This is a genomic window from Enterococcus canintestini, assembly GCF_001885735.1.
Taxonomy (GTDB): domain Bacteria; phylum Bacillota; class Bacilli; order Lactobacillales; family Enterococcaceae; genus Enterococcus_C; species Enterococcus_C canintestini.
On sequence record NZ_JXKG01000014.1, the window covers coordinates 1 to 12,245 of the forward strand.

General features: G+C 38.0%; 11 protein-coding genes. All 11 read right to left on the reverse strand.

Features of this window, described 5'->3' with window-relative positions:
• Positions 1-425 precede the first annotated feature (425 nt).
• Positions 426-1,925 carry a lysine--tRNA ligase gene (gene lysS, locus RU96_RS08765; protein WP_071865159.1) on the reverse strand — a complete coding sequence of 500 codons (1,500 nt, stop codon included), beginning with the start codon at positions 1,923-1,925 and terminating at the stop codon, positions 426-428.
• 162 nt (positions 1,926-2,087) lie between these two features.
• Entirely contained in the window at positions 2,088-3,101 is a 1,014-nt protein-coding gene (dusB, locus tag RU96_RS08770; RefSeq protein WP_071865160.1) for a tRNA dihydrouridine synthase DusB, read from the reverse strand.
• Positions 3,101-3,982 carry an Hsp33 family molecular chaperone HslO gene (hslO, locus tag RU96_RS08775; protein WP_071865161.1) on the reverse strand — a complete coding sequence of 294 codons (882 nt, stop codon included), beginning with the start codon at positions 3,980-3,982 and terminating at the stop codon, positions 3,101-3,103. Before hslO ends, dusB begins: the two co-directional genes overlap by 1 nt.
• 225 nt (positions 3,983-4,207) lie before the next feature.
• Positions 4,208-4,705, reverse strand: a complete 498-nt coding sequence (locus RU96_RS08780; protein ID WP_071865162.1) for an LURP-one-related/scramblase family protein — start codon at positions 4,703-4,705, stop codon at positions 4,208-4,210.
• Between the two features lie 110 nt (positions 4,706-4,815).
• Positions 4,816-6,951, reverse strand: a complete 2,136-nt coding sequence (gene ftsH, locus RU96_RS08785) for an ATP-dependent zinc metalloprotease FtsH (protein ID WP_071865163.1) — start codon at positions 6,949-6,951, stop codon at positions 4,816-4,818.
• Positions 6,952-7,107: 156 nt separating this feature from the next.
• Positions 7,108-7,653: a hypoxanthine phosphoribosyltransferase gene (hpt, locus tag RU96_RS08790; RefSeq protein WP_071865164.1), complete on the reverse strand. Its 546-nt coding sequence runs from the start codon at positions 7,651-7,653 to the stop codon at positions 7,108-7,110.
• Between the two features lie 34 nt (positions 7,654-7,687).
• A complete protein-coding gene (gene tilS / locus RU96_RS08795; protein ID WP_071865165.1) occupies positions 7,688-9,064 on the reverse strand; it encodes a tRNA lysidine(34) synthetase TilS in 1,377 nt (458 codons plus the stop codon).
• Between the two features lie 183 nt (positions 9,065-9,247).
• On the reverse strand, positions 9,248-9,697 hold the full coding sequence (locus RU96_RS08800; RefSeq protein WP_071865166.1) for a S1 domain-containing RNA-binding protein: 450 nt from the start codon (positions 9,695-9,697) through the stop codon (positions 9,248-9,250).
• Positions 9,698-9,740: 43 nt separating this feature from the next.
• Positions 9,741-10,202 carry an FtsB family cell division protein gene (locus RU96_RS08805; RefSeq protein WP_379923959.1) on the reverse strand — a complete coding sequence of 154 codons (462 nt, stop codon included), beginning with the start codon at positions 10,200-10,202 and terminating at the stop codon, positions 9,741-9,743.
• A 78-nt stretch (positions 10,203-10,280) separates the two neighbouring features.
• The gene (locus RU96_RS08810; RefSeq protein WP_071865168.1) at positions 10,281-10,544 is read right to left on the reverse strand and encodes an RNA-binding S4 domain-containing protein; all 264 of its coding nucleotides are present in this window, start codon (positions 10,542-10,544) and stop codon (positions 10,281-10,283) included.
• A gap of 38 nt (positions 10,545-10,582) precedes the next feature.
• Positions 10,583-12,184, reverse strand: coding sequence for a putative polysaccharide biosynthesis protein (locus RU96_RS08815; RefSeq protein ID WP_071865169.1), 1,602 nt, complete (start codon positions 12,182-12,184; stop codon positions 10,583-10,585).
• Positions 12,185-12,245 lie beyond the last annotated feature (61 nt).

Consider the following 12,245-nt stretch of genomic DNA (forward strand, 5'->3'; position numbering starts at 1 on the left):
AACTCTTATATCTTATCAGCTGATGTTTTTTTTGTCAACTATTTTTTTTAAAAAGTTTTAAAAACTTTTTGAAATGATATTTCATAAAAGTGCCGCTCACTAAGCAACTTCGTTAGTTTACCAGTCGTTTTGACGACTGTCAACAAGTTTTTTTGTTTTTTTCAAAACTTTTTTTCTTGCTGCGTTTAAATTTCTACGTCGCTAACGGACAAGTAATAATATACCAACTAAATCTTATCAGGTCAACGATTTTATTGATATTTTTTCACTTTTTTTCATATCCGATTAATGTATAGACATACTAGCAAAATCATTCGGCAATAAAGCTTTTTCAGTTTTATTATCTTGCTATTTTTTCATTTCATAAGCAAAAAAAATAGATGTAGAAAAACCAATATTTATCGGCTTTTCTACATCTAGACTTTTTAACGCATCGTTGGGAATAATAAAACATCACGAATTGATTGCGCATCGGTTAAAAGCATCACCAAACGGTCAATACCGATACCTAAACCACCAGTTGGCGGCATACCGTATTCTAAAGCTTCTAAGAAGTCTTCGTCTACACCATGTGCCTCATCATCGCCAGCTTCTCGTTGTTTTTCTTGATCTTCAAAACGAGCCCGTTGATCGATTGGGTCGTTTAATTCAGTAAAGGCATTCGCAAATTCACGACCGACAATAAATAACTCAAAACGGTCAGTAAAACGTCCATCTTCTGGATTTTTCTTCGCTAGTGGGGATACTTCAACTGGATGACCATAAATGAACGTTGGTTGAATTAAAGTATCTTCGACAAATGTTTCAAAGAACTCATTAATAATATGGCCAACTTCCATTGCATCCGTAATCTCAACATTATGTTTTTTTGCTAAAGCACGGGCATCTTCTAGTGACATTTCTTGCCAGAAATCTACACCAGTTTGTTCCTTAATAGCATCTAGCATGTGCATCCGTTTGAATTCAGTATCCAAATCAATAGCTTGACCATCATAGTTAATTTTGCCTGTACCTAAAACTTTTTGGGCAGCGTTACGAATGATGCCTTCTGTTAAATCCATAACATCGCGATAATCTGTATATGCCGTATAGACTTCAATCATCGTAAATTCTGGGTTATGGGTTGTATCGATCCCTTCATTACGGAAGACACGACCGATTTCATAGACTTTCTCCATACCACCAACAATTAAACGTTTCAAGTGTAATTCTAAAGCAATTCGTAGATATAAATCCATATCTAACGCATTATGGTGCGTAATAAATGGACGTGCAGCAGCACCGCCGGCTTGATTGTGTAAAACAGGCGTTTCCACTTCTAAATAGCCTAAGCCATCTAAATAGCGACGAATTTCACTGATAATTTGGCTTCGTTTGGTAAAACGTTCAAAACTTTCGCGATTTGAAACTAAATCCAAATAACGTTGACGGTAACGTTGTTCAACATTGGTTAGACCATGATATTTGTCTGGTAAAGGACGCAACGCTTTTGATAACAAAATAAATTCACGCGCTTTAATAGAAACTTCACCAGTGTTAGTTTTCATGATTTGACCTACAACACCATAAAAGTCACCTAAATCAGCATGTTTAAATAATTCATAGGCCTCTTCACCGACTTCATCTTTACGTACATAAATTTGCACTTGGCCTTCGCGGTCTTGTAAATGGGCAAAACCAGCTTTACCTTTGCCTCGTTTAGTCATCATTCGACCTGCTACACTAGCAGATAAATTCATTTCGCTTAGTTCTTCTTTAGTCCGTTGATCAAACATTTCATGTAGTTCTGCGGAATTATGAGTGCGTTCGAAACGTTTTCCGAAAGGATCGATTCCATCGGCTTGCAGTGCTTCCATCTTCTGGCGACGCACCAGCATTTGATCGTTCAATTCTTCTTGGGTTTGTTGCTGTTGTTCCTCAGTCACGCGTTTTCCTCCTTGATTTTTAGTTGAAGTAGCTATTAATAAACATCGCCATGAAACTTCGATTCTGCTAGCTACTATAACTCTCTAGTCTATTCTTCCTTATAATGCCAATGAAACCAAAAAAAAGCAAGCCGAAAATCAGCTTCGGCTTGAAAAAAAGCTTTAATTCTGTGCGTTTGCCACCAGATTTTGCTCTTTTGTTTTTGCAATAAAATCATCCAAAATTGTTACAATCGTTGCCTGGTCTTCAGCTTGGTTAATGGCGACTTTGGTTTTAGCCGCTCGTGAAATACCTTTTAAGTAATAGGCAGCATGTTGGCGAAACTCTCTAGCTGCCACCATTTCACCTTTTAAATCAACTAAACGTTGCAGGTGAACTTTGGCTGTTTCAATTTTTTCAACCGGTGTGGGCTCATCGATTAATTCTCCAGTTGCTAAATAGCGTTCAGTTCGGTGAATCATCCAGGGATTACCTAAAGCCGCTCTACCAATCATCACACCGTCTGCCCCGACTTCATCTAGCATTCGTTTTGCATCTTGCGGTGTTTTCACATCACCATTTCCCATAAATGGAATGCTGATATTTTTCTTCACTTCTTTTAAAATATCCCAGTTGGCTTTACCTTCGTACATTTGCACGCGCGTACGCCCATGCATCGCAATGGCAGCTGCCCCACCAGCTTCTGCGGCTTTAGCATTTTCCACTGCAAAAACATGTTCATCATCCCAACCAATTCGCATCTTAACTGTAACAGGGATATCTACTGCACTTGTGACAGCAGATACCATTTCATGCACTTTATTAGGATCTAACAGCCACTTGGCTCCAGCTTCTGCTTTAATGACCTTATTTACTGGACAGCCCATATTAATATCAATAATATCTGCCGTGGTGTTTGCTGCGACAAATTGGGCAGCTTCAACTAATGAATCTTTATTGCCACCAAAAATTTGTACACTTAAAGGATGTTCCTTTTCATCAATATAAAGCATCTCCAATGTTTTCTTATTGCGAAAATGAATACCTTGATCACTAATCATCTCACAAACAACTAAACCAGCACCAAATTCTTTGACGGTAACCCGAAAAGCTGCATTGGTAATGCCTGCCATTGGCGCTACCACCACACGGTTAGGAATTTTGATATTTCCAATTTGCCACGTTTGATCTTGCATTATTTTGTTGCCTCCTGCATTAAAGCAGTTAAATCCGCTTCGGTATATTCGTATTTATTGCCACAAAAAGCACAGACTGCTTCTGCACCGTGATCTTCTTTAATCATCGCTTCAATTTCAGCTGGCCCTAACGCAATAATTGCTTCAGCAAACTTATCTTTTGAGCAATCACATTTAAATTGGACCGGTTTTTCTTCTAAAATCATTAAATCAGTATCCGGCAATAATGTATCCAAAATTTCTTCTGGCTTTTTACCAGCGTCTAATAAATCAGAAACTTTAGGCATATTGGCCAAATTCGTTTCAATTGCAGTCACAATTTCTTCAGTTGCTCCTGGCATCATTTGTAACATAAAGCCACCAGCAGTTTTAATGCTATCATCAGTATCTACTAATACACTTAAGCCCACCGCTGAAGGAATTTGTTCTGAAACTGCTAAATAGTAGGTGAAATCCTCACCTAATTCACCAGAAACAATGGGGGTTTGTCCAGAAAATGGTTCTTTTAAACCTAAGTCTTTAATAACTGTGAACATCCCGTTTGTGCCGACTGCTCCGCGGACATCAATTTTCCCTGCCTCATTTAAAGGCAAACTCAAATGTGGGTTTTTAATGTAACCTTTAACATCCCCATGACCATTACTATCAACAATAATCGCCCCGGCCGGACCATCGCCTTCTACTTTGACGGTTAATTTATCATCACCTTTTAAAGTGGCTCCAAGCAACAAACTCCCCACCAACGTTCGGCCTAATGCAGCAGAAGATGTATTCCAAGTATCGTGTCGTTTTTGCGCTTCTGTTACTGTTTGGGTAGCATCCACTGCGTAAGCCCGCACTAAACCACCATATGCTAATGCCTTAATTAAATAATCACTCATGATTTTGCTCCTTTTATCGTTTCATATTCGCAACAAGCTAAAGATAATCTCTCACTTAGATCAGCCAACAACGGCTAACATTGCATTCATTTTTGAATCATACAAGGAAGTTTCATTTTTTTCAACTTTCTGTGGTTGAATTAATAAAAAAGTATGAAAACTCAAATAAAAAAGAGACTACAACAAATCCTAATTTTGTCATAGTCCCTTTATTAATTTAGCTTATTAAGTAGAAGCTGAGGCGGCCGTAGCATCATCGTCTGCTTTCACGCAATCAATCGCTACTACTAAGGCAATGATCATTTTTTCATAACGCTCATCTTGAATCGTAACCTCATAAGTATCTCCAAAAGAAACCCAACGTTTATGAATCTCCGCAATTTGCAGGCCGTCTTTTACCACCTCAAAATCCATATCCCACCAGTTTCCTTGTACACTAATACCTTCTACTTCAATGTGATAGCGGGCTTTAAACAAGGTCAATTCTTTTTTGATGACAATATCAGAGTAACCGTCAATTGTAACGGTAAATTGGGGCAAAAGTGCTAATATTTTTTTAGTAATCTCACCAATAATTTGATCATTTCGATCATAAATCGTAAATTGCTTAGGGATCTTCAAAAAGCTGCCTTGAACGTGATAAATCATTTCTTGATTTGCATCGGTCACGTTAAATTTTTCGCCGATACTAAAAACTTTTTGCTTAATATAAAGCTTACGCATAACAACATCTCCTTTTCAAAGTTTTTAGACTAAAGGGTTTTAATCGCCAAAATTAGGATGAAAAAAGACGCAATAGCCAAAAACTATCACGTCTTATTTTTTAATAAAGATTACGCATCTTTATCTGTTTCATCTTTTTCTTCTTTTAATTCATCCTGCACTTCTTTTGTTTCTTCTTCAGGATGAAGTTTTGTTTCTTTAGCCTCAGCATCAAAGTAATCTTTCGCTTCTTTGAAATCTTGTTTTTCTTCTGCTTGTTTTTGTGCATCTTTTTCTTCTAAAGCACGTTTTGCTTCTTCGAAGGTTTGCGCTTTTTCAGAAGGATATTCTTCTGTTTCAGTTCCTTCTGGCATTTTGCCTTCTTCAAACAATGATTTAATCGCTTTGGCATCTAATGTTTCATATTCTAATAATTTTTCAGCAATCAATTTATGTTGCGCCCGGTGTGCTTCAATAATTTCATGGGCTTTTTGATGTGCTTCGTTTAAAATTCGACGTACTTCTTGGTCGATTTCATAAGCCACTTGTTCAGAGTAGGCTTTAGTCTGACCATAGTCACGACCAACAAAGACTTGATGGTTTCCTTCGTATTGAACAGGACCTAATTTATCACTCATACCATATTCAGTTACCATACTACGAGCAAGACCAGTTGCTTGTTCAAAGTCATTGGAAGCTCCGGTAGATTTCACGCCGAAGATGATTTCTTCTGCTGTTCGTCCCCCTAAAAGGCCAACGATTTGTTCAAACATATCGTCTTTTGTCATTAGCATTTGATCTTCTTTTGGTAAAGCGATCATGTAACCACCAGCGCGGCCACGTGGGATAATCGTTACTTTATGGACGATACGCGCACGAGATAGCACTAAGCCTACAATTGTATGCCCAGCTTCATGGTAAGCCACCATTTCTCTTTCACGTTTGCTGATGACTTTGTCTTTTTTGGCAGGTCCAGCAATGACGCGGTCTTCTGCTTCATCGACATCGGAAGCATCAATTTTTTTCTTGTTACGACGAGCTGCCACTAAAGCTGCTTCATTTAATACATTTTCCAAATCAGCACCGGCAAAACCTGGTGTTTGTTGGGCCACAACTTTTAAGTCTACATCGTCAGCTAGCGGTTTGTTCCGTGCGTGAACCCGTAAAATGGCTTCACGTCCTTTGACATCAGGACGTCCAACTAAAATTTGACGGTCAAAACGACCTGGACGTAACAAGGCTGGATCTAAGACATCAGAACGGTTGGTTGCAGCAATAACGATAACACCTTCATTGCCATCAAAACCATCCATTTCAACTAACAATTGGTTTAAGGTTTGTTCACGTTCATCGTGACCGCCCCCCATACCTGCGCCACGTTGACGACCGACAGCATCGATTTCATCAATAAAGATAATCGCAGGTGCATTTTTCTTGGCGGTTTCAAACAAGTCACGTACGCGTGATGCCCCAACACCGACGAACATTTCAACAAAGTCAGAACCAGAAATAGAATAAAACGGTACGCCCGCTTCACCAGCTACGGCTTTAGCAAGTAATGTTTTACCAGTTCCGGGAGGTCCTTCTAATAATACCCCTGCTGGAATTCTAGCGCCTAGTTCCACAAAACGCCGTGGATCTTTTAGAAATTCAACGACTTCAACTAATTCTTGTTTTTCTTCTTCGGCACCGGCTACGTCAGAAAAACGCACACGGTTAGCTTTTTTATCTGCTTCTTTGGCTTTTGATTTACCAAAGTTCATGACACGGCCGCCACCGCCGCCACCGCCGCCTTGTTGTCCCATCATCATATAAAAGAAGAAAATGATGATTACAAGAGGCAAGAAGGTCATTAATAATGAAATCCAAAGACCACTATTGGACTCTTCTTTGATTACTGTTTTCACGTCTTCTTGATCCGCTAGGGCAGTAACTTCTTTTAGTGTATTGTCGTTAGGTAAAATCGTTGTGGCAAAGTGTGTTGATTCACTACTTGTTTCGCCCCAAACTGTTAACCCACTGTTGTTTTCTACTTTTTGTTTGTCTTTGTATTCCCCGGTAATCTTATACACTCCATTAACCGGTTGTACACTAAACGACTTCACTTTGCCGTCTGCTAGTTGTTGACGGAAAGTAGAGTACTCGATATCTGGCGACTGTTGGCTATTATTTCCAAATAAGAAATAAACCACCGTAATCATGGCCAAAAGCACGAGTACATAGTATAAGGTATTTTTTAACATACCATTATTACCTTTTTTGTTCATGCTTGCCCTCCTTAATTAATTGAAAGCTTTTTTTATGATAAAACGTTATTTCAAAACGACGATTAACCAATAAAAAAAGGTCTTTCAAATACTTTTTGTGTGATTTTTATCAATCCTGACCATTTTATTGTATCACAAGTCATTTCAATTAGCGGATTAATTTGATTCATAAACGCTAGGTTTTAAAACGCCTACATAAGGCAAGTTCCGATACTGCTCCATGTAGTCTAAACCATAGCCGACGACAAATTCATTTGGCACGTCAAAGCCAACATAATCCGCTTCAATATCGACTACGCGGCCTTCTGGTTTGTCTAACAAGGTTACAATTTTAACTGAGTTGGCTTTGCGGTATTTAAACAAATCCACCAAGTAAGCTAAAGTACGACCACTGTCGATAATATCTTCGACAATTAAAAGGTCACGCCCTTCAACATTTGTATCCAAGTCTTTTAAAATTTTGACTTCCCCAGAAGATACGGTTGCATTTCCATAACTTGAAACGTCCATAAAATCTAATTCCAAATAGCAATCCATTTCACGACAAATATCTGCCATAAAATTAATTGAACCTTTTAAAACGCCAATCACAAGTGGATTTTTATCCTGATATTCCATAGCGAGTTGTTCCCCTAGCTCTTTACAGCGGGCGTTGATTTCTTCTCGTGTTACAAGCACTTTTTCAATATCTTTTGCTAACATATCGGTCTCCTTATTTACTATCACCAAAGATAGATTATTGGTATTTATAAAGCAGTCTGTAGTGTATTTTATCAGTTTCTACAGCAATACTCAAATAAGAAAAAGCAATTGACAATACTGCCAAAACGTGATTGTTCACATCGGTTATAACCCAGGTTTTCTCGCGGATATCATTTGGGACTTTTTTATCAATTAAAATCCGACTAACCTTTTTGCGTAAACTTTTAGTCAGTTGGATCCGATCCCCATCAACTCGTTTTCTGATAATCACCTCATTGGGGAAGTTTAATGCCAAAGGTTGACTGATTTCTGACCAAAGTTTGACTTTTTCGGGAAGATTGACTTTTTCTGTTATTGGCACAATGGCTAGCCACTCATTTTCCGATAAAAAACCACTCTCACCTACTTTAAAATGAAAAGTTTTAGCGCTATGATTGCTAATTTTTTTACCAATCGTCAGTTTTTCATACATTTTTACCACCCGCCAGCCAGCCGCTATATCTAATTGCCACTGGGCTTTGTCTTCTCCTAGTAGTTTTACAATTTTTTGTAAATTATCTTCACTAATGGATACATCATATTCCCGTTTGATTTTTTGGGCTAAATATTGCAACGTAAAATAGCGCTCTCTTTTTGGTAAGATCAAAAAATCTTTAACAGCAAAACTTATCGTCGCTTCTTGCTCGGTTAGATATTCAGAACACCACTTGCGCGCCTTTTCTTCAATTATCTCTTCAGCCCAAATTAACTGTTGTGAAAACTGTTGGAAATGAGCTAAGATTTGAGGATTTTCACTTTTCAACAAAGGCACCACTTGTTGGCGGAGTCGATTGCGTTGGACATCTAAATAGTAGTTACTTTCGTCTTCAAAATAAGGCAAGTTTTCTAAGCTAGCATAACTATAAATTTCTTCTTTACTAAAAGATAATAATGGACGAATTAATTTTCCTCCAGCAAAAGCCTGGCGCATTTTAATTCCCATTGCGTTTTTTAATTGACCATCACGAATCATCTTCATTAACATTGTCTCTAATTGATCATCCGCATGGTGGGCTGTCATCAGTGTATCAAAATAATAATCTTGCATCAGTTCTTCAAAAAAAGCATAGCGAAAAGTCCGGGCTGCCTCTTCAACGCCCGCATGGGGAACATCTTCCCATTTGCGTTCATAAAAAGCAATCGCATGTTCTTGGCAATACTGAGCCAAATCTTGCGCTTCTTTAGTTGAACTTGGCCTTAGTTGATGATTGATATGGGCCACCCCGATGAAAAAATCATATTTTATGCGCATCTTTTCCATCAGCCGCAAAAGAACAAAAGAATCCGCCCCACCAGAAACCGCCAATAAAATTCTACTGCCTTGTTGCCAAAAGCTGTTCTTATTGCCTAGTTGTTCAAATTCTCTTTCCATCTTTGACTCCTTTATATTTACAAAATTCACCCTTTAAATAAACCCCACTAAAAAGTGTCTATTTGCTAATTGAAGAAAAACTTTTCATTCTTGTCAAAAAGCAATTACAAAAAAGATATAAAATCATAAATAAAATAAGAAAAGCTGCACAGCCAGATTGGCGGTACAGCTTTTAACTAAAAATTAACTGCGACGGCCGCCACGACCACCACGTTTGCCTTCTGTGTTACGTCGTAGTGAAGATAGGCGATCATCACTATCTTTTAAAAACGAACTCATTAATGAATCGAAGTCTTCTTTTTTATTGGCGTTTGCACTTGGCCCTTTAGAAAATGGCTTCTTAGGAGCTGGACGACGATTTGGTTCTTTTTTGAATTCTTTTTTCTCTGTTTGTGGTTTATCTAAAGCTTTCCGAATGGATAAACCAATCTTGCCGTCATCCCCCACAGATGTTACCAACACCGTTACTTCATCACCGACTTTTAAGACATCATTAATATCTTTTACAAAGCCATCTGATACTTCACTGATATGCACCAAACCAGTTTTACGGTTGCCCAAATCAATAAAAGCACCAAAATTGGTAATCCCCGACACTTTTCCTTGCAGCTTAGCTCCTACTTCGATTGACATAAAAGAATTGTTCCTCCTAGTTTAAACCTGAAATTTATATTTACTACTCTTCAGCAGTAGATGACCCATTAGTACGATCGATGGCTTTTTCCACTTTGGCATCTTCTTGCTCGTTTGTATTTTGATTTTGGCCGGCAATTGGATAAACTTTCTCACCATCTTTCGAGTAGTAAAAACGGCTACGGGCAAGTTTTGCTACGTAGTCTTCATCTTTTAATAATGCCACCTCTTTTTTTAGTTGTGAAACATTATCTGAGACGACTTTATTATCAGCTACAGCCTCTTGTTTAATTTCTTCTAACTTCACCAGTCGTTGATGATCTGAAAAAAGTTGAAAGCCTACAAAAATAAAAATTAAGCAAGTAATTGTTAAAAGCAACGTTAACCGACGACGTTTAAAAACCACTTGACGATGTTGTTCTTGATATTTAGCGATTTGTTTTTTGACATACTCGTTATCAAGCTGTTCAACATTTTTATCGCGGCCATTTATCACGTCTGTCACGCCCCTTCTCATACCTTAGCAAAATGGATAATCCAAAATTAATTATAGCAACTTAAACTAGGCTTGTCTAATGAATTTCTAGACATTTTCAATTCTTGTTTCGCTTATAATTTCATACATTTGTGCAGCATCTTCTTTTTTAGTTGATTCGTGTAATTCCAAGACTTTAATTTCTAAAGTTTTATTACCAAAACCAATTTTTAAAATATCGCCAACTTTTACCGTACTAGAAGATTTTGCTAACTTGCCATTTACTTGAATACGGCCTTTATCTGCAACTTCTTTGGCGACAGAACGCCGTTTAATGATTCGTGAAATTTTTAAAAATTTGTCTAAACGCATAACTTTTTCCTCATCTTCTTCCCACAAAATTTTTTCGTTTATTTTTTTAATTGTAATAATTTTTTACCAAAAGGCAGTAAAAGCCACTCTCTTAAGGTGAAAAGATCAAATTTTATCGCAGCTTTTAGAAAAGCAAAACCGCCCACCACAACTGCCAGTAACGTGACAAAAAGCGCACCAAAACGCGTATTAAAGCCACCTAAGAAAGCTACACCCAAATAAAAGAGCATCACTGCCCCACTCATAACCAATAGACACTTACAAATAATTTTAATAAATGCCCGTTCTTTCCAAAATAGATTAATCTTTTGATTTTCTGCTTTAATTAAACGCCACAACGTCGCCGCCAAGCCCAAAAGAGTACCTAAACTTGCGCCTAAAGTGCCCATTGAAGCTGTTAAAATAATGGTCGTGCCCAATTTGACGACTAAACCTAAAACAGCTGCTTTTAAAGCCGGACGGAAATGATTTTGACTTTGAGCGACAGCTTGATAGGCTTGAATTACGGCCATTAAAAAGACCGAAAAAACAAAAACTTGTAAGACGTCATTTCCCGCTTGATCTTTAAATAATGCATAGTTTAAAGAAGGCATCACTAGTGCTAACCCAAATGAAGCAGCCAGAGAAATACTTGTCGTTAGACGCAAATAGATTTTAGCTGAATTTTGAAAGAGGCGCTCGTTACGCGCTACTAAATATTTGGTTAATGCTGGTAAGAATGTTGAACTTAAGGCAGCCGCCACCACTAAGCCTAATTGTACCATGGGTTGCCCTCTATCATAAACACCCTTAGCAACTTGAGCTGCTTGTGTGTTAAGCCCAAACGTTTGTAACTCATTTGCAATCACAAAAGAGTCAATTAATTGAAATAAAATTAAAAAGCCCGTATAAATCGACAACAAGCCGCCTTCAATGACAAAACGGCGCAGTAATTTTTTGTCCACTTTACCAAAGTGAAAATCTTTTAATAGGTTCAAACTGACACCACTGATTTTCTTTTGGTAATAAACTAACAGTATCACCGCACCCAATCCGCCTGCGACAGCGCCACTCATTGCGACAGTTCCCGTTTCATACACATCTAAAAAGCCATCTTGAAACAATAAGGCTGCAGCAATGATTACACCGACACGCACAAACTGTTCTGCCACTTGTGAAACGGCACTTGGTACCATTTGAAGTTGACCTTGGAAGTTACCGCGATAAAAGGCTAAAAAAGGCATTAGTAAAAAAGTAAAGGAGACTACCCGAATTAAAGGTGCCAAAAGATTATTACCCATAAGAGCGGCAATAATCTCTGCGCCAAAAAAGGTCCCGCCCCATAAAATCACACCACAATAAAAGACAACCGGAATTAATTTTTGAATCGCTGTTTTCTGTAGCTTTATGCTGTTAATTTCCGCGATATATTTGGAGATAAACTGGGGTAAACCTGATAACGCTAGCGTCATGGCTAAGCCGTAAATTGGATAGACTTGTTGGTATACATAAAAGCCTTGATCGCCCACTAAATTTTGTAACGGCACGCGATAAATCGCACTTAAAACTTTGGCGATAAAAGAAGCGACAGTTAGTACAAAAGCTCCTTGCATCATTTTTTGCATTTGATTTTTATTATCCTTTGTACTTTCTGTCTTCATCTTTTCACCTCTTTAGCTTGACGTTTTTTATAGTGTGCCTGACTTTTTCTTTAAAAAACAT